The sequence below is a fragment of the Dysgonomonas termitidis genome (assembly GCF_054657735.1).
On sequence record NZ_BAAHYD010000002.1, the window covers coordinates 931011 to 951955 of the forward strand.

Annotated in this window: 9 protein-coding genes; 3 read left to right on the forward strand and 6 right to left on the reverse strand. The window is 43.4% G+C overall.

Annotation, left to right across the window (positions count from 1 at the left end):
* Positions 1-3: 3 nt before the first annotated feature.
* The 6 genes from ACYQ3L_RS07800 to ACYQ3L_RS07825 all read right to left on the reverse strand — a co-directional run bounded on the left by ACYQ3L_RS07800 (position 4) and on the right by ACYQ3L_RS07825 (position 13286).
* Positions 4-1746 (reverse strand): family 43 glycosylhydrolase, encoded by a 1743-nt coding sequence (locus tag ACYQ3L_RS07800; RefSeq protein WP_380000489.1) that lies wholly within the window; start codon positions 1744-1746, stop codon positions 4-6.
* A gap of 15 nt (positions 1747-1761) precedes the next feature.
* Positions 1762-4023: a GH92 family glycosyl hydrolase gene (locus ACYQ3L_RS07805; protein ID WP_380000491.1), complete on the reverse strand. Its 2262-nt coding sequence runs from the start codon at positions 4021-4023 to the stop codon at positions 1762-1764.
* 156 nt (positions 4024-4179) lie between these two features.
* Entirely contained in the window at positions 4180-4959 is a 780-nt protein-coding gene (locus ACYQ3L_RS07810; RefSeq protein ID WP_380000493.1) for a DUF3823 domain-containing protein, read from the reverse strand.
* A gap of 20 nt (positions 4960-4979) precedes the next feature.
* Positions 4980-7025, reverse strand: a complete 2046-nt coding sequence (locus tag ACYQ3L_RS07815) for a RagB/SusD family nutrient uptake outer membrane protein (protein WP_380000495.1) — start codon at positions 7023-7025, stop codon at positions 4980-4982.
* A gap of 14 nt (positions 7026-7039) precedes the next feature.
* Entirely contained in the window at positions 7040-10303 is a 3264-nt protein-coding gene (locus ACYQ3L_RS07820; protein WP_380000497.1) for a SusC/RagA family TonB-linked outer membrane protein, read from the reverse strand.
* Between the two features lie 766 nt (positions 10304-11069).
* Complete coding sequence (locus ACYQ3L_RS07825; protein WP_380000499.1) at positions 11070-13286, reverse strand: glycoside hydrolase family 3 C-terminal domain-containing protein; 2217 nt, start codon at positions 13284-13286, stop codon at positions 11070-11072.
* A gap of 258 nt (positions 13287-13544) precedes the next feature.
* Here ACYQ3L_RS07825 and ACYQ3L_RS07830 point away from each other — a divergent pair, with 258 nt between their 5' ends.
* From ACYQ3L_RS07830 to ACYQ3L_RS07840, 3 genes are all read left to right on the forward strand, one after another.
* Positions 13545-16121, forward strand: a complete 2577-nt coding sequence (locus ACYQ3L_RS07830) for a Kelch repeat-containing protein (RefSeq protein ID WP_380000501.1) — start codon at positions 13545-13547, stop codon at positions 16119-16121.
* Positions 16122-17171: 1050 nt separating this feature from the next.
* Positions 17172-19613 (forward strand): glycoside hydrolase family 95 protein, encoded by a 2442-nt coding sequence (locus ACYQ3L_RS07835; protein WP_380000503.1) that lies wholly within the window; start codon positions 17172-17174, stop codon positions 19611-19613.
* 101 nt (positions 19614-19714) lie between these two features.
* Positions 19715-20944, forward strand: coding sequence for a glycoside hydrolase family 99 protein (locus tag ACYQ3L_RS07840; protein ID WP_380000505.1), 1230 nt, complete (start codon positions 19715-19717; stop codon positions 20942-20944).
* Position 20945: the final 1 nt, after the last annotated feature.

Sequence of the window (20945 nt, forward strand, 5' to 3'; positions counted from 1 at the left end):
AATTTATTGAACTTTATTTTTTGAATTATATATCTTCTTTCCTTTATTAATACCATTCTCATTAAATGAGTCCATGGAGAAATAATACTCCGAATCTCGATTGAAGAAACGTCCTTCGAAGAAATTATCGGAATATATCATTGCTGCATTTCTTAACTGGTCTTTTTTTACTCCCCATCGGAGGATATAACCGTTTGTATCAGCGGTTTTGTCCCAATTCAGTCTTATTATTCTCTTATCTACGGCATCTCTTTCAATGTGGATATCAGGAGTTTTTTCCGGTATCTTTCCTTGTCCGTTTCCGAATATCCTGAGATCGTATAATGAGAAATTGCCGGGTACATCTTTTGTGTTTTTTATGCGGATATATCTTGCTTCCTGTGGGCTATCGAGGAGAATAAGTTCATGTGCCATATCCTTATTGTTGGAAGCTCTGTCGACGATTGTTTCCCAGTCGGCGCCCTCTGCTGAGCACTCTATGATATACTGATAGGAATATGTTTCCGGAGCTCGCATCGTGAAGTTATGATCTGCAAAGTTTATCTGAATAGCATTTACAGTCATCGGTTTGCCCAAGTCGGTTTGTAACCATTCACCCGGTTTACCAGAAGCAGCAGCCCACCATGTTTCTATTTTCTCATCATTTGCTTTTGTCGGTTCGTATCCTGTCAGGGACGAAGATGCCGTAATTGTTTTGCCATAGGATAATATATTCCATGACATGGAGCAGTCGTTCTTTTCCATATCTATTTTCCTACCGGGAATACAGAAAGGATAGTCGGAGAGCACGGTATGTGAATGCAACTCATCGTCAGCCGATATATAAGCAGGGAATAATCCGATTCTTCGTTCAAACATATGCCTTACCGAGATAGTCATGGTAGCCACATGCCAGTAATTTCCGTATTTGTCCCTGAATGTGTGGCCGTGTCCTGCACCGCCGATAAATCCTCCGGGTTTGAAGGAGAACGGGCTGCTTTCTACATAAGTGTACGGGCCCAGAGGGCTATCGGATATATATAATCCATCGCCATAGATGCGGTATTGTGTGCCCGGTGCAGCGTATTGCAGGTAGTATTTACCCTTGTGTTTGATAATACAAGGGCCTTCATTCCATCCGGTTCGGTCTTCTTCATTATTTGCTCCCGGTACTTCCCATCCGTATTTATCACCGTTATGCCTGATGAGTACGACAGCTTCACCTATTTCCTTAAACCCGTTGTCAGGGTCAACCCGGACACCCATTATAGGATCTGTATCAGAACATCCCCAGTAAAGATAAACCTTTCCGTCATCGTCCTTGTAAAAAGCAGGATCGGTCATTCCGTGACTAAACCGGCTGCCTGTATCTACCCAGTTGTCTTCTTCGGGATCGGTAGTCCTGAATATTTTAGGTGCACCCGAACCCAGATAATACAGCGCATCGTTGTGTACAAGAACGGTGGGCGCGTAGCCTTCAATGGTTTCAATAGATTTACACGGAATATAAGTCCATTCGCTTAAATCGGGGGAACTCCAGTAGCCCCCCGACTTAGAGGCGAATAAGTAGTACTTTCCCTTAAAGTATTCTATGACAGGGTCGGCAGCTTCCCTCCGTGTCGGATCATCGAACTGGAATCGATAATTCAGATTAAGGGGATTAGCTATTATTTGCCTGTTTCCACTATTAGTCTGGCTTTTAGAAAAAGGACTGTAAAGAATGAATAAACCTAAAAAAAATAATATGTATGAATGTATTTTATACATGCTTTTATAATTTAATTATAATTTTCCGGCAGAAGGCGGGACGTCTTTTGCTCCCCAATTCCGGTTCGGTTTATTACCCATCACCAGTATCAACTTACCTCCGTTTTCTATATCCGAATGGCTGAACCATGCTTTATTCCATTCTTTTCCATTTAATGTTGCCGACTGGATGTATTTATTATCATCGGAATAGTTCTGAGCCTCTATTTCGAATACTTTACCGTTACTCATTGCCATTTTAGTATTTGCAAAAAACGGACTGCCTATATTATACACAGGCATTCCCGGGGTTACGGGATAGAAGCCCATCATAGAGAATACGACAAAGGCAGAAGTACCGCCGCCGTCTTCATCCCCAGGCAGACCCATGAGGTCGTTACGGAACCATTGGTTTATCAGTGTGTGGATGCGTTTTTGCGTTTTCCACGGCTGTCCGGCATAATTATATAAATACGGGATATGAAGGCTCGGTTCGTTTGCCATTGAGAATTGTCCCACATTGCCTGTATGGTCGGGTAGCTGTCCGTAAAAATCCGGTTTGCCTTTACCCAGCGGCTCTGTGAATGTACGATTCAGATTAGCGATAAATTGTTCGTTTCCACCCATCAGGCCGATAAGGTCGGCTATATTGTGAGGTACATCCCAGCGGTAGACCCAGCCATTATTTTCCCCATAATAATCACGTGCGCCCATTCCTCCCGAATAGCGGTAATCGAACGGTTCGATGAATTTTCCGTTTTTATCTTTAGGATGGAAGAATCCTGTTTCGGCATTATAGACGTTTCTGTAATTATAAGAACATTTCAGGTAATAGTCGGCTTCATCTGTCTTGCCCAATGCTTTAGCTATTTGAGAGAGACACCATTGGTCGTAAGATGTACCGAGAGTGACGGCGATAGGCTGGCGCTTCTCGAACGAATTTACGTTCTCTACAGTTTCCTTCTCTCCCGGGTACAGGGCCGGAATATAGCCATATTCTTTATAGAATTCGTCGAGCCATCCGGCAGGCGCACCCGACCACGGAATTAGAGTTTTTTCTTCTATACCTTTTTTGCAGGCGGTATATGCTTTTTCAAGGTCAAAGCCTTTCAACCCTTTAGTATAACCGTCTATAACAGTAGCTACGGCATGATTCGAATTCATCCGGCGCGAATCTCCTGTGATTTCGGGGAATGTAGGCATCCAGTTGTTGCCCATCTGTTCGGCCATCAGCAGGTACGAATTGATGATGTTTACTTCTGTTTCTGCCTCGATGAGTACGCGTAGCGGATGGGTCGCCCTGTAAGTATCCCAGATCCAGTCGTCGGTATAGAATGGTTTGCCTCCGTCTTCGTGTACCTTTCCGTCGAAGGCACTGAAATAGTGCCCGTCTTCACTGATGCAAACCGGACGTTCATAACAACGATACAGAGATGTATAAAATACGGTTTTCTCTGTATCGTTGTCCCCATTCACCTTAATCTTACCTAAAACCTCATTCCAAATCGCGCGGCCTTTGTCGGCGAGTTGCTTCACATTATAATCTTTTAGTTCCCTTTGCAGGTTATTCTTTGCTTGTTCTTCGCTGATAAACGAAATACCGTAGCGAAGGTTTATAGTTTGCGGCTTGTCGCCGTAATATAAAACGACAAAAGAATCCCTGCCCTGGGCTTGTTTCCGGCTTTCATCGATTGTGTTATCTTTCCATGTGCCGGATTGTATAGGGGTTTGTTCTGTTTGCAGATATATATAGACATTGGTATTGTTTTCAAGTTTTTGGTATCCGCTAACTGTATTTCCATCTACTTTGATTTCTCCATTTTTGGAATTAAGTATCAGATAAACAGGCGAGTCTGTTTGTGTATAATCAATCTGATAAATGGCTGATTGATGTGAAGGTGCATATTGAATATGCGTTTGCTGGTCGTCCAGGTCTACCTCGTAGAAGTATGGGGCCAGCTTTTCCCTGTCGTAACTATATGCTATGACAGGCTTTATGTTTTCTACGGAGCCCTGATAAGGGCTAAGGTTGAATGCCGAACGTCCTCTGTGGCTGGTCACAATCAATGGCAGTCCGTTGATTACATCACCCGTGAAATCGGCACGTTCGGGATATACTCTGAGCATGCTGTTTGGCAGGTGGATGGTGGGGTAGGTTGGTACAAGCAAGTGGCTTATATTTCCCATGTAAGGGTTTACATAGTCGACCGGCTGCTTGTTTGTACTATCATTGTTTATTGATGTACAAGCTGATAAAATAAGGATACAGATAAAAAAACAGATATTACTGATTTTCATAATTAGTAATTTATTAAGTTGGTATTATTTTTTACCAAAGCGAAGGAAACTTATCCTAACTAACAAAAGGATTAATTTTGGATTAATATCCTGAAAAATATAATGAAATATATTAATCCGGGGTTTTAAGCCCCGGATTAATATATAATTTATTAATTATTCGCACTTAAATTCGATAATTTCGGAATAATTGTATTTCTGACTGGCATCATTTACATTGGCTCCAATTCTTGCCCGGTAGGTATAGCCTGAATTCTTAATAAGTCCAATTTTAAACGTATATGTATTACGTCCGATACCGGTGGCCATATCGCCAATATCTGCCCAGGTCTTATTCAATGTAATCCTGTTCGCATTATTGTTCTGCTCGCTGATTTCGCCGATATTGGCGCCTGCTCCGCAGAACGGTGTCCAACTGATGAACGGTTTGATTTCTCTTACGTTAGGCAGGCCTTCGGTAATAGGCGCTTTCAGTTTACAACTCATGTGAAGGGTATCTACTTTAGTACCGTCTCCTTTGGTAGTTGTTACTACTTCCCAAGTGAAATCTGTGATTTGCAGATAAGGCGTCACCTCGAAATTTTGGGTCAGGATACCATTAAGTATGTGGCCTTCTGTTCTTTTCACAGGCCAGAAAGGTCCATTGAAAGGTTGCATGGCATACGTTGCATCAAAAAGCTTGGTGTCCTGATACGTTCCGTCTTGCTTCACCGGAATATCTTGCGGTGAAACAGCATCGCTCCAGCTTGTTTCCCATATACGAATCTGGAAATCGTCCGTACTGGTAAGAAGATTCTTACCGGTGGTTTTATCGATCACATTTCCCCTCATGGCTGAAGAGGGAGCTTTGTAGTTGTCGACTCCGGTAAAGCAAGATGATAACATCAAGCTTGCTCCTACTACCACCGACAATCTATATAATAAATTTCGTTTCATATCTGTTATTTTATTAATTGTTACCATAGTGGATTTTGGATCAGATTCGGATTTATATTTATCTCACCGCCTGGAATATCTTCGTAATACGCTTTTTTCTCGAAAGTAAACTGTTTCCAGTCTGTAGTGTATTCACGGATAAAGATATATTTACCTTCACTGAGTACAAAGTAAGGATAGAATGCGTGCGGGCGGAATTGCTGAAGGGCAAAGGTAAAACCTTTAGCTCCGGTTACAGGATTCACAGCATCGCCACCATCGAGCCGGTTAAGCTGATCGGCCACTCTCCACCGACGGATATCGAACCAGCGATGGTTTTCGATAAGCAATTCTCTGGCGCGTTCTTCGCGGATGTATTCCAGGTTTTCGTCCACAGTCTGGCCATTGATAATATATGTAGCTGCCGGAGCCGCCTTAGGAGTCCATACAACGCCGCCGGCGCGGTTGCGGATGCGGGCGATATTCTCGTAAGCCAAGTCTTTTTGCCCCAACTCATACGCGGCTTCCGCCTCGTTCAGCAAGATTTCGGCAAAGCGGAATACTTTCCAAGGATGATAACATGTGTTTGCCGCAGCCATTCCTATGCTCAGTTTATAATCCACATATTTGCGCATAAAGGCGCCTGTAAGGCTGTTGTTCTCATTTCCTCCCCAACAGCCATGATAATCGGAAATCAACTTATCCGGGCTTTTGGACCAATCCCATTTTGTCTGATTCGTGTTGTTCGGATCGTATGTCCATCGTTTACCTCCGCCTACAGCACGGTTGGTCAGCGCGTTTATACCGCTTGGGGCATTGATGTCTCCCTGTGCGGCATCAAGCATTGTTCCCGTGTAGGTACTGTAAACACCTCTTTGTACTGCGAATTTGTTTCCTCGGAGTTCTTGTCCCGAGAAGTAGAAGTTCGCCCTCATACGTGGTTCGAAGTCCGTGGTTTGCCACAATTCTTCGCGCGTATTAAAGCGGCGCGGTTTACCGTTCGCATCTTCCAGCGGCAATTTCTGGTACAACTCCAGTGTTTCCACCGACGGATACCACAGCGAGCCGGGCCATTGTGCCATACCGTCTATATTTCCGTTCTGATATTGCGGAGAAGCAGCGCCATCGTAGCTATGGTAAAGCTGCGCATCCTGATTGGCACTTTGGCTGTATTGCTTTATAAAAATATCTTCCTTATTAATTGTAAGGAACAGGTCCACGTAATTTTGTTCTTTCTGAGCCTGCGGAAGATTCTCACCCACCAGTTCATAAGGGCCTTGCTTCACCATTTTGCTACCTTTCAGCGATTCTTCGAAGAAATAGTTGGCCTTGTCGGCAGGGATACCAACCAAACCGGCTGCTGCAGCGGGTTCGGGCGAAGCTGTGGTATAATCACCGTACTTGGCAATGGTACCTGCATACAGCATGGCGCGTGACATCAGAGCTGCGGCTACATATTTATTGCCTCGTCCTATATCTGACTTTTCCGTCATGTTGGCCATGGCAAACTCCAGGTCGTCGTGTATAAACTGCCATGTTTCCAGTTCGGTAGCACGGCTCACCATCAATTCTTCTCTAGGCGCCGTAGGATTCTGCACGGTAGTGATAATGGGTACACCGCCATAACGCTTCGCCAATCCGAAATAATAGAACGCTCTCAGAAAACGGGCTTCACCCATCAATGCGTTATAAACCGCTTCATTAAAATTACCCTGAACAGTAGGTAATGTCTCGATCACGGTATTGACATAGCGTATCCGGTCGTAGGGCCAATAATCGAATCCTCCGGTTTCGTCTACATTGCCCCGGCCGCCTACAAGCTCACCGTTCACCGTGCTCTGATAATCTTTGGGGATATCCCATCTGTTACCGCCATTGAAACCATAGCCCGGACTGTTTACTTTATAGTTGAAATCTTCGATGGGCAGCATCTGATAAGCGAGTACAAAGTACGATTTAATACCTGTTTCACTTCCTAACAAAACGGAAGAATCCATCTGGCCTTTCGGTTCCAAATCCAAATCGCTACAGGAAGCCAGCGCAAGTGCTGCCAGTCCTGAAAGTAATATGTATTTTATCTTTTTCATAATTATGAATCTCTTTAAAATTTAATAGTTGCACCAATGTTCCATGTACGGTTCAGAGGATATCTGTAATTACCCGTTACATCATTGTTATTTTTGTCTCTATTACCATCTATCGCGCCACCCTGTCCTCCGGGATGTTCCGGGTCCATACCGTCCAAGCCGGTGAAGGTAAGCAGGTTGTATCCGCTCACATACACACGCATGTTTTTCACACCTACTTTTGACACTATATTTTTGGGGAGGGTATATCCTATTTCTAAAGACTTCAAGCGCACATAAGATGCATTTTCTATACGGGTCGATCCGTCAGGGTCATATTCGCCGCCCGTAGTAACCGGGAATTTTCCGGGTATCCATTTAGATTGTGGGTCGTACATCTTTGCAGGGTCTTCCGGATGCCATCTGTCCCAGAATTTGATATTCGTGCCTCCGTCATTCCATCCTAAAGGCATGGCATAAGTTTCGGTATATCTGTAATAGATGCCGGCAGCCCCCTGGAAGTTGGCGTTCAGGTCGAAGCCTTTATAGGCAGCTCCTATGTTGAATCCGTAGTTGAACAAAGGCATACCGAAAGTAGCCAAGGCTTGCATGTCGTCATCGTTGATTATACCGTCACCGTTCCAGTCTTCGTAGTAGTATTCACCCGGGCGCATACCTCCGCCCCCGCCGATGCGATACGTGTCGAAATTGTAGATTTGATCGAAGCTCTGGAATTGTCCCAATGTATTCCGGACAAACCAAATATCCTTGTAGCGATTCGTATTGTCTCTGCGTTTCCAGTTCTCGAAAGAGTTTCCTGCGGGTCCCTGGTCTAACTTGTCTCTCCATTCGTTGCGGGTAGCAAACATATTGGCGCCGATGTTGTATTCGACATCGCCTATCTTGTTGCGATGGTACACTGATACATCGTATCCGAAGGTGCGGTCACTGTTCATGTTTTCCTCAGGCATATCAGCACCGACTGTTTTTGGGAGTGCTTCCGTCGATCTGCCTATAAGCCCGTCCCTGTTGCGCACGTAGTATTCGAAGCTACCGCCCAGCAGACCGTTCCACATTTCAGCTTCCACACCCACATTAAGCATATCGGCCGTATACCATGTGAGGTCGGGATTCGGTAGTGAAGTTGGCTTCAATCCGGCTTCCACGCCTCCGTTAGCGCCATATATCCAAGCTATTTCCTGCGCTATTTGATATGCTGCGCTCACTGTCGGATAATTGGATGCTGCGCCGTCATCTCCCATCACACCATACGACCCTTTCAGCTTGAGGTTGTTGATAAATGCCAGGGGAGATTCTTTGAAGAATGTTTCTTCGCTGATACGCCATCCTGCCGAAACCGAGCCGAACAGCCCCCATTGGGAATCTTTCGGAAACTTCGATGAACCGTCATAACGACCGGCGATTTCCAATAAGTATTTGCCTGCATAATCGTAGTTGAATTTACCTACAAAAGCCTGGCTCGATCTGTCCCAAGGAGAGCCTGAGTTCATAGAACCCACCTGACCGAGAGCGTCGCCGGCAAACAGGTATTCGGAATTCAACGATATAAATCTTTTCGCATAAAAGTTATCGCCTGTGCTATATCCGTCTTCGAAGAGCACCAGGGCTGCTACGTTGTGCACATCGTTGAATGTGCGGTTGTAGTTCAAAGAGAGCTGCAGGTTGCGGTTTTCCCATTTCTCATCCATTCGTTGGACGGAGCGCTTCGACGGGGACTGACCGTCTCCCATTATAGCTCCTCCCGGAGTATAGGTGTCGTTGGTATCATTATATAAGTAGAGGCTATAGCCTTTTTTGAACCATCTGGAATCTTTGTCGCGGAAATCGTAATAGTACGAAGCTTTAGCCGATAATCCATTGATGCCCGGAATGTCGTAAGTGAGGGATAACTGTCCGTTGAATTTACGGTTGATATACTTATTTTCTCCCACATAGTCGGAATTGGTGTTAGCTAAAGGGTGTCCGTCTATCAAGCGATTATATGCCTCGCCCGGAGAGGCGTTCAGATAGTTCGGATTATTATTTGCGTACACAGGAACATGGGGTTGCTGTACATATACATTCTTATAAACGGTCCAGATGTCTATGCCCGGTTCTACCATATCATCCATGTATCCACCCAAAGAGACCGAAGCCTTGAGGCGTTTGGTGATATTTACGTCGACATTGGAACGGAAATTCCAACGGTCGTAGTTCATGGAATTGCTCCTGAGGGCAGATTCCTGATTCATATAACCCAAGTTGAAGAAATAACGAACCGTTTCAGAACCACCGTCCATGGTGATATTATGTTGCTGTTGCATAGCATTATTTCTAAAGGTTGCTCCCAACCAGTCGGTTGTTTGGAGCGTACCATCCCGATAGGGTTGGAAGTTCGCATCTGTAAAATGAGGCACTGTGTTGCCTGTCAGTGTATTAAACCAACTTCCGGCATAGAGTTTTTCATTTACCAACTCCATATATTGTACCGCATTCACATTTTCGGGCACATGCAGGAATTGCTGCCAACCGACGTTAAATCCATATTGGATTTCAAAAGCTTTAACACTAGATGCTCCTCTCTTGGTGGTTACCAGTACAACACCGTTGGCCGAACGCAACCCGTAAATAGCGGCGGCGGCATCTTTCAGGATGGAAACGCTTTCTATTTCGGAACCATCCATACGTTGGAAAGTATCATTATCGGAAGGAACACCATCGATGACAATTAGCGGATTACCTAACCCGCGAATATCGAATTTAGAATCGAATGCCCCAGGACGGCTACTGGTCTGTGTTACGCGCAATCCCGGCAGTTTACCGGCGAGCATGTTCACCACGTTTTCGTTCTTTGTTACGGTAATTTCCTTGCTGGCTACGCTTGATACGGAACCTGTCAATGTCGCTTTCTTTTGCGTACCGTAACCTACTACAACAACATCCTCCAGTTCGGTATTGTCTTCTTTCATTGTAATGTCAAGACGGGTATTGTTCCCTACGGCTATTTCCTGTTTCAGGAAGCCGATAAATGAAATAGTGAGCCTGTCGTTAGGAGAAGCGTCAATACTGAAACTACCGTCTACGTTTGTCAATGTTCCTCTCTGGGTTCCATTGACGGTTACAGATGCTCCGGGAATTGCTTCGCCTTGCGTATCAGTAACAGTACCACGAACAGTTCTTGTTTGCGAGAATGCCATTACAGGCAGTGCCAGAAACAAAAACATGAGGAAAGCATAGCGTTGCATAACACGCATGGTATCCCCTTTTCCAATTTTAATTTTTTGTTTGTGATTTTCCATAATACATTGTTAAATGGAGAGTAATTAAATAATACAAATAGTGCTTTATCAGAATGCATAAATATATAATGACTAATACAAATCTGTGAAATGTGTAAACAGTATGATTGCAGACCTATTCTACGATTCGTAAAATGCGTTGTTAAATTCTATTATTTACATATTTATAGGATCGTTATTATCGGTTCTTAAAGTGAAAAATATCAGGAATATTGCTTATAGAGAACGGCTTGTTTAATAGAATTGATTTAGGTTACTTTATACTTTTAAAAGTATTGTCATTATAGATACGGTTCTTGATTTTTCAGAAATTTTCATTTAGGCTTCATGATGAATTTACGGTTTTCTTCATATTTATAATAAGATTTAATGGCACTTAAGCATTGGCGAATTTATATAACATATATTAATATTTTTCTAAAAATATCATTAACAAAGCCATTAAAATTTCAATAATTTAGGCTTTTAAACCTTTTATCCATAAGGGTTTCATTAATTTGGAGGATAACTGGCGCTTTTGTATTTGACCGTGAATAAAATAATGAGAAAACAGAGATAGAAGCCGGTGGAATATTTTATGAAAATTTATCAATATAACGGTTGTCTGAAAACCATGTATAATAAGTTTCGGGTATTCGGGGATGCCGGATAATATTAATTCGGAGGGGTCATATAACAGGAGCGGATAAACACCCGTATTTGCCGAATGCTTATCCACTCCGATTTGTTCCGTTCACAGAAATTATTCCGGAAGGATTAATTCTTTTTAGTTAACTATATGGTCATTTCCTGTTATCTCAAAGCCAGCCTCTACAACAGGTAATTTCTCTGCGCTTGTTTTTGCCGGGGAAGTACCTCCGATATACAGCCGGCCTTTACCCTTATTCACCTTCAGTACCCCGTCTTCATCAGCCAGGGCGAGTTCTCTGGAAGTTAACCTGAAAGTTACGCTTTTGCTTTCACCTGCCTTTAGGAAAATCCTGTCGAAGCTTTTCAGGGCATATAGAGGTTTCTGTTTGTTAGAGCCATCCCCGTCATGGGAAATATAGAGCTGGACTACTTCTTCCCCATCAGTTTTTCCTGTATTCTTCACAGTAACGGAGACTTCCATGTTTTCTCCTGTTTTTATAATGGCTGGTATTTGTATAGGGGAGTATTCAAATTTAGTATAACTTAGTCCGTAGCCGAAAGGATAAAGCGCCTGCCCGTCAAAATAACGGTAAGTCCTGTTTTTCATTTCGTAAGAGTTGAATGCCGGTAAGTCACTGTCTTTCGTATAGAATGTTACAGGTAATTTCCCCGAAGGATTATAGTCCCCGAAAAGGACGTCGGCAATAGCTGTTCCCGCGTCTTGCCCGCCATACCATGCATTCAATATTGCAGGTATGTTTTTCGATTCCCATTCGGTAGCTATTGCGCTTCCGGTCATCATCACAAAGACTGTTGGTATTTCTTCTGCTTTCAAAGCCTGCATCAGCTCTGTCTGTATTTTCGGCAGTTTTATGCTGGTGCGGTCTCCCCCCGTAAATCCTTCTATATTGACTGGCATTTCCTCTCCTTCCAACTCCGGAGATATACCTCCTGCAAATATGACCACATCCATTCCTTTCAGGCGTTTTGCCAGGGCGGCGATCTCTCCTTTGCTGTTTTCCGATGGTTTTACAAAGTCAATGCCCTTTTCGTAAATCACCTCTGCATTTTTCAGTTTGTTCTTAATGGCTTTGTAAGGAGTTATTATCTGAGTAGGGAAACCATTGTAATTGCCCAGTACAGATACTTCATTATCTGCATTAGGGCCGATGACCGCTACTTTTTTCAGTTTCTTGCTCAATGGCAGGAAGTTATTCTCATTCTTTAATAATACGATTGATTCTCTGGTTATTTTAAGAGCCAGATCTTTATGGGGTTGCGATTCCAATACCGAAAGCGGTATTTTTGAAAATTTCACATCCTCGGCAGGGTCGAACATTCCCAGTCTGAAACGGATTTCGAATAAGCGCTTTAATGATATATTGATTTGTTCTTCTGTAATCAGCCCTGTTTTAACGGCCTCCACCAGAGCTTTGTATGCTTCATTTCCACAGTCGATGTCAGTTCCGTGGAATACTGCGTCGGCAGCAGCGTATTTAGCATTGGGATGTGTTTTGTGATGACGGTAGAAATCGTCGATAGCGCCGCAGTCGGATGTCACATATCCTGTAAAGCCCCATTTATCTCTCAATATTTCCTGCATCAGCAGGTTATTACCGCAACAAGGCACCCCACTGAAAGCATTGTATGCACACATCACTCCCGCTACTTTGGCGTCTACGACCAGGTCACGGAATGCCGGAAGGTATGTATCCCACAGATCGAATGTGGTGACAAATGTGTTGAACGTATGACGTGTATTCTCCGGGCCGCTATGTACGGCATAATGTTTTGCACAGGCTGCTGCTTTTAGGTATTTGGGGTCGTTACCTTGCAAACCTGTTACAAATGATTTACCTAAAGTCCCTGTGAGATAAGGGTCTTCGCCATAGGTTTCCTGTCCGCGTCCCCAGCGGGGGTCACGGAATATATTAACATTAGGCGTCCAATACGTCAGGCCGTGATATATGGAGTAGTTGTTTTTTGCCGATGCGTCATTATATATTGCCCGTCCTTCATCAGAAATAGCATTGGCCACATCTTGCAACAACCTGGTATCCCAGGCCGCGGCCATTCCTATTGCCTGAGGAAAAACGGTTACTTTGTATTTTGTGCGTCCGATGCCATGCAGACATTCGTTCCACCAGTTATAAGCCGGGATATTCAATCGATCTATGGCCGGAGTATTATTGAGCATCTGTAGTACCTTCTCCTCTAATGACAGGCGGGAAACCAAGTCAGATATACGTTCGTCGGTAGATAATTTTGTATCCCGGAAGGGATATGACTGACCGGATAACATGGTGGCCGAAAATGTAAGAAAAATGAGAAATAATAGTTTCTTGGCTTTCATGATAAAGATTTTTTTTTAGGAAATTTATAAATACAAATTAAAGCAAAAGGCATTAATAAAAGTCAAAATCAAACATTAATGTATCGGTTAAAATACGATTAATATTTTATATTTTAAAAGAATGCTATTAAAAATAGATGATTTATCGGAAAACTAAAATCTTTTAGTTGGAATAAAAAAAGAAATAAAGTATTTTTACGATCGTTAGCTTCTGTTGTGGTTTTTAAAAGTGCAATTTATCCTCTACAAAAAATCTAAATGAAAAAACTATTCTCTGCTATTTTATTTATCTTTTTGTCGGTATTAACCAATGCTGCTCAAGCCGATAGTATAGATTATGGTTTATATATAAAGTCGTTTCCGTTCAATGATCAGGAAAAGACATCTTTGATCCTCGAAAATGATCAACCTATCAAACTGCATGGTGAAACAACCATGACATTCGATATAAGTGTACGCAAAGACAATGTATTCGGGGTTGTATTCAGGATGATTACCGATAAGAAGGAGAATATAGACTTAATATTTACTGTGGGTGAAGAAGATAAGCGATATCCGATGCTTGTGGTCAACGAATCCGTTTACATGATCTCCAAAGAGATATCATGCAATAAATGGTTACCGGTAAGCATAACCTTATCGTCGGAAAAAAATGAAATCACGATAGTATATGGGGAGACTAAATTATCTGTTCCTTACCAGATCTCACGGGCCAATGAGGTTAAAGTATCATTCGGTTTATGTCCTTTCGACGGATATACGTTGTATGATATAGCATCAGTGAATATCAGGGATGTAAAGATATTCAACGGTAAAAATCTACAGAGGCACTGGAAATTGGAAAAACACGACGAGAGGCAGAGTCCCGACTCTGTGAGCCAGGTGCCGGCGTTAGCAAAAAATCCACGCTGGATAATAGATATTTATGCTACCTGGCAAAAAATATATTCGAAGCATATAAAGGAAAACTCGCTGTTTGCATTCAATCCGGATGAGGGTATAATATATATCGCTTCTCCCGATTCGAAACAGCTCATCTCCTTCGATGCCGACCAAAAAAAAGAGAATATAATAACAGTGAAGGGTGGGATAATTGCCGCCAATGCTCCCAACCAGTTGTTCTATAATCCGGTTTCAAATAAACTATTGTCCTATAATCTGGACGAAAACATAGTATCTGCATTTAATCCGGTTTCAGAGTCGTGGGAAAACAATACAAAATCGCTTCTGGAGCATGCCTACTGGAACAATTCAGTTTCTTTTTTTTCCTCCGACTCGTCGCTAGTGTCTTTTGGAGGCTATGGCTTTTATAAGTATAATAACGAATTGCTCCGTTTAAATCCGAGCCGGAAGTCCATAAAAAAATCCAATTTACCTGATATTTCTCCCCGCCATTCATCCTCAACAGTTATCGTAAACAATACTTTATATATCTATGGAGGATGGGGTAATAAAACAGGACGGCAGGAGTTGTCGCCACGTAATTATTACGATCTTTATTCGGTCAATCTCCTTACAGAGCAGACAAATAAGCTGTGGGAAATGGAAACTCCCGCACCCGAGTTGGAATTCCTTCCGGGAGAGAATATGATCTATGATGAGAAAGATGATTGTTTTTATGTATTTACAAACCAAAACGGCGGGACATTGATGAGGCTAAGGAAAGATCATCCGGGTTTTGAATTAATGTCTTTTCCTATATATGAAGATCTCACAGCTCACTATTTATATATGAATTTGTATCATTCAAAAAAGGATAATAAATTTTATGTATTGATAAATAAGATAAAAACAGATAAGTCGGCCGAAGTCGCGATCTATTCGCTTAATTACCCTCCGATCGCTTTAAGCGAGATACAGGTAACCCCGCCGGTGGCGGAGACGGTACCGGCGCTGTCTATATGGAAGATTGTAATAATAGCTTTGGGGCTTCTGTGTGTAATTGCTCTTACGGTATATTTCCTGATTAAGAGGAAGCCTTTCAGAAAGAAAACCGGTAAAAGGCTGATGACTTCGTCCCGGAGCCTTATAATTCCTTCGGCCACAGAGGTAAAAGCGAAAGAACCGGAAGTCCGGTATTATGATTTCTCCAGACAGTCGATTTGTTTTCTGGGAGGCTTCCTGATAATGGATAAGGACGGGCGGAATATAACCGGCCAGTTTACACCGATGCTGAAATACCTGCTCGTATTGCTGATACTTAGTACAGAGAAGGACAGCAAAGGTATATCGGGCAAGAAGCTGATACAATTGTTGTGGTTCGATAAAAATGAAGAATCTGCGAAAAATAACAGAAACGTCTATCTCAGCAAGTTGCGGACGATACTCGAAAATGTAGGGAATGCGGATATTATAAACCAAAACGGATTTTGGAGTATAAAACTGAACGAAGGCATTGTATGCGATTATACGGAGTCTATGCGGCTGTTCGGTTTAATAAAGGAAAATACTACCTCCGATCAGACGAATATAGATAGGTTGCTCGAACTATTGCTCAGGGGGGTGTTGTTGCCAAATACAGAGGCGGATTGGGTAGACGGTTTCAAAAGCGATTTCTCTAATACGACAATCGATATATTGACCGAACTTTCGAAAAGTAATTATTATAAGCTGACGGACGACCTGAAACTGAAGATTGCGGATACTTTATTCCTGCACGATTATATAAATGAGGAGGCGCTATACCTCAAATGCTCTATCTTGTTCAATTCGGGTAAAAAAGGAATTGCAAAAAGCATTTATGACAATTTCTGTAAAGAATACTATAATCTGCTGGGCTCGAAATATAAGTATTCCCTTACCGATGTGATAAGCCGGAACAATATCGAAGATTAATAATCTCATTTCCTTTCTTAATTGAAAATAATTTTATCTATATATCAGCTGGCAGCTTTTAGCAGTTAGCTGATAGTTCTTTGAAGTGTTGATTAAAGCAGTTACAAGTTACTTCACCCTTCGGGCAGTTACGAGTTACAAGTTGGCTGGCGTTTTGTTTTGTTTCACGCAAAGACGCAAAGGCGCAAAGTTCTACATCTTACGAGTTGTTGACTGTTAACTGATGACTGTAAATACTGTTACCTTTGTTACCTTTTTGGAGAAAGATACGAGAGACAGGTTGTTAACTACTCTCTGACGAGATGCTTCGTTTCCCTCAGCATGACAGACCACGATACTGTTAACTGATGACTGTTTACTGTTTACTGTTAACTGATATATCTGTTACCTTTGTTACCTTTTGGAAGAGAGTGTGTCAAAAGTAATTTTTGCTTTCTGTTTACATACGCTACGCTCCTGTGACCGTTGGTTGTCATGTTGAACGGAGTGAAACATCTCGTTTTTGGAGGGCCGGGATTCTTCATTGCATTCAGAAACAACGTTCGGCAGAGCGAAGCGGGCGTTATTTTCTGCTGTCATCCTGAGTGAAACGAAGGATCGCCTTCGATTTAGGAGATGTTTGCCTCGCCTTCGCTTCGGCGATTTGCAATTCACTTCGTTCAACATGACAAAGAGGATATAAGAATCTGCAAGGGTAAAAATTAGCTCCGCTGACCGTTGGTTCTTAATTTTTTTCATTCTTCATTCTTAATTGCTTTCCGTGTTACCTTTGTTACCTTTTAAGAAAGTTACGAGTTTGCCTCGCCTTCGCTTCGGCGAATGTTATTTCTGCGCCCTGCGGGCAGTTACGAGTTACGAGTAGACAAGATACGAGTTGTTAACTGCTGACTGTTTACTGTTTACTGAAAAAACTGTTACCTTTGTTACTTTTTGAACAAAATATCACATCTAACCTTATTTTTAATACATTATTAATACGTTTTTAACTCTCCTGTTAATACCCCTGGCTTTATTTTGTTCCGGGAAATAACCAATACTTAAAATAACACCATGAGAAAAAAAATCGGATTATTTATGTTTTTCGCCGTGAGCATCCTTACCGTTCAGGCCGGTGATATCAAATTACAGTATAAACGTCCCGCAAAAGAATGGGTAGAAGCCTTGCCTTTAGGGAACTCGCGGTTGGGAGCTATGGTTTTTGGCAGCCCGGCCCGGGAGCGTTTGCAGCTGAACGAAGAAACAATGTGGGCCGGAGGGCCGCACCGGAATGATAGTCCCGCTTTGCTAGGTTCGTTGGATGAAGTAAGAAATCTTATTTTCGAAGGAAAGGAAAAAGAGGCAGAGGCATTGCTGGACAAAACGATGAGGACTCCTCACAATGGCATGCCGTATCAGACTATCGGAAACTTGTATCTGGACTTCACCGGGCATGACAATTTCTCGGATTACTCGCGCAATCTGGATCTAAAAACGGCGGTAGCAACTATCCGGTACGCTGTGGATGGTGTGACATATACCCGTGAAGTATTCAGTTCGTTTACCGATAATGTGATTATTATGCGTATTACGGCAGATAAGGCGAACAGTATCAACTTCTCCGCGTCATACGATTCTCCGGTGAAAGGCTATTCCGTATCGGCAAAGGGCAACAGGCTGGTGCTGAAAGGTACAGGCTCTGACCATGAAGGAATAAAAGGAGTAGTAAGATTCGAAAACCAGACCGAAATAAAAACGGAGGGCGGAACGGTAAAAGCCGGAAAAGATAATATCGTTGTGAAAAACGCGAATACAGCGACAATATACATATCCATCGCCACTAATTTTATAGACTATAAGAATGTGAGCGGTAACGAGGCCGGAAAAGCAGGAACAATATTGAAGTCCGCGCTGGCCAAACCGTATCAGACTGCGCTGAACGACCATATAAAGTATTATCAGAAGCAGTTTAACCGTGTTGAGCTGGATCTGGGGACTTCCGAAAGAATGAACGACGAAACCGATAGCCGTGTACGGAACTTTAAGGATGGTAAAGACCAGAACCTTGTTACACTGCTTTTCCAGTTTGGACGCTATCTGCTCATCAGTTCGTCACAGCCGGGCGGTCAGCCTTCGACTTTGCAGGGTATATGGAACGATCAGCTTGTGCCGCCCTGGGATAGTAAGTACACTATCAATATCAATACGGAGATGAATTACTGGCCTGCCGAGGTGACCAATCTTAGCGAAACACATTTTCCGTTGTTCGAAATGGTGAAAGAAATAGCCGAAACAGGTAAAGAGACGGCAAGGGTAATGTACAATGCCAACGGATGGGTTACACACCACAATACGGATATCTGGCGTACGACCGGACCTGTGGACGGACCGTTTTACGGGATGTGGCCCAACGGCGGGGCGTGGTTAAGCCGCCATATGTGGCAGCATTACCTCTATACGGGAGACAAGGTGTTTCTGAGGGATGTATATCCCGTACTGAAAGGTGCTGCCGATTTCTTTCTGGATTTCCTTGTAGAGCATCCGAAATATAAATGGATGGTATCGGCTCCTTCCACTTCGCCCGAACAAGGCCCTCCGGGAACCGGAACAAGCATCACGGCCGGTTCTACGATGGACAACCAGATAGTATTCGATGTGCTGAGTGATGCGTTGAACGCATCCAGGGCTTTGCAACTGGCCGATAATGTATATGAAAGAAGACTGGAAGATATGATTTCGCGTCTTGCCCCTATGCAGATAGGGAAATACAACCAGTTACAGGAGTGGCTCGACGACGTGGACGACCCAAAGAACGACCATCGCCATGTGTCGCATCTGTACGGGCTGTATCCGAGCAACCAGATATCTCCTTATTCGCATCCTGCATTGTTTCAGGCAGCAAAGAATTCGTTGCTTTACCGTGGCGATATGGCTACGGGGTGGTCGATAGGCTGGAAGATAAACTTCTGGGCACGCCTCCTGGATGGAAATCATACATATAAGATTATATCCAATATGTTATCGCTTGTAGAGCCGGGAAATAACGACGGGCGTACATATCCGAACCTGTTCGATGCGCACCCGCCTTTCCAGATCGACGGTAATTTCGGGTTCACTGCCGGAGTGGCCGAAATGTTATTACAAAGCCACGATGGAGCACTCCATCTGCTTCCTGCCCTGCCCGATGCATGGAAAAAGGGCGCAGTGAAAGGGCTGATGGCTCGCGGCGGTTTCGAGGTCTCTATGGCGTGGGAAAACGGGGAACTTCTGACTGTCTCGGTACTATCCAAATTGGGTGGGAATATGCGCCTGCGGTCTTATGTGCCATTGACGGGTGCGGGATTGTCGGAGGCTAAGGGTGTAAATCCTAATCCGTTATACGGGACAGCCCGGATAAAGGAACCTCTGGTCTCAAAAGAAATAAACGCTCAGTATCCGTTGCTGTATAAGATATACGAGTATGACGTGGATACGCGGCAGGGGCAGGTATATACATTTAAGAGAGGTTTGAAATAAGATCTAAAATGTTAGAATTAAAGCAGTTATTTAATATATAAAACTAAAGTATAATGAATCAGCGAATTATTCTGTCTGTGATAATCTTATCCTGTCTTTTTATGAGTAAGATTACAGCCCAGACAAACAAGCACTCTGCTAAAACACAGTATCCAAGCTATAAAGGCCTGATTATGGCAGGTTATCAGGGATGGTTCAGGGCGCCGGCCGATGGAGTGATGTATCCCGATGAAAAACAAGTCCGCATAGACATGTGGCCGGATGTGAGCGAGTATGAAAAGACATATCCTACGGGATTGAAGCACGCGGATGGTTCCACAGCCCACTTTTTCAGTTCTACGGACAAAAGCACAATAGATTTGCATTTCAAATGGATGCAGGAATATGGCGTAGACGGTGTGTTTATGCAACGCTTCTTTGGCTCTGCTCAGGCAAAGGCCAGAAGGGAAGCTCCGGCAGCGGTGATCAGAAACGCGTTTGAGGCTGCATCTAAATATCAGCGTGCGATAGCTGTCATGTACGACTTGTCGGGTTTGAAAAGATCGGGAGAAGATTGTTCCAGCCTGATAGAGGATTGGAAGTACCTTGTAGATTCCATAAGGGTGACAAACCAGAAAGGAAATCAGACATATTTATTTTTCAACGGGAAACCTCTTGTGGCTATCTGGGGTATCGGTTTCCCCGACAGGCCTTATAATATCCGTAATATAGGTATTGAGCGCTTCATCGACTTCCTGAAAAATGACCCTGAATACGGAGGTTGCAGTATTATGCTGGGTGTACCGACGTTTTGGCGCGAACTGACTGCCGATTGTATCCCGGACCACTATTTACATACGATAATCAAACAAGCCGACATCGTTCTGCCCTGGACTGTCCAGCGTTTTACGCCGCTTCTGCATAACGATATGGACCGTTTCCGCGACCTGATAATCGGTGATATGGAGTGGTGTAAGAATAATAATATAGATTATGTACCTTGTGTGACCCCGGGATTCAGTTGGCATAATCTCAGCCGCTTTGAATTTCCGGATGATATAAAGCCGTCCGGTTCCATACCGCGTCAGGGGGGACGTTTCTACTGGCAGCAGATATCTACTGCTATCAATGCAGGCGCCGGTATGATCTATGCGGCTATGTTCGATGAAGTAAATGAAGGAACGGCAATATTCAAATGCAGCGACAATCCTCCGGTAAGTGATATAGCTAAGTTCGTAGGGATGGACGGAGTGCCTTCCGATCATTATCTCTGGCTTACAGGGGAAGCGTCTAAAATGCTGAAAAGACAGAAACCATTGAGTATCCCGATGCCGAAAAGGGATTCCCGGTAGT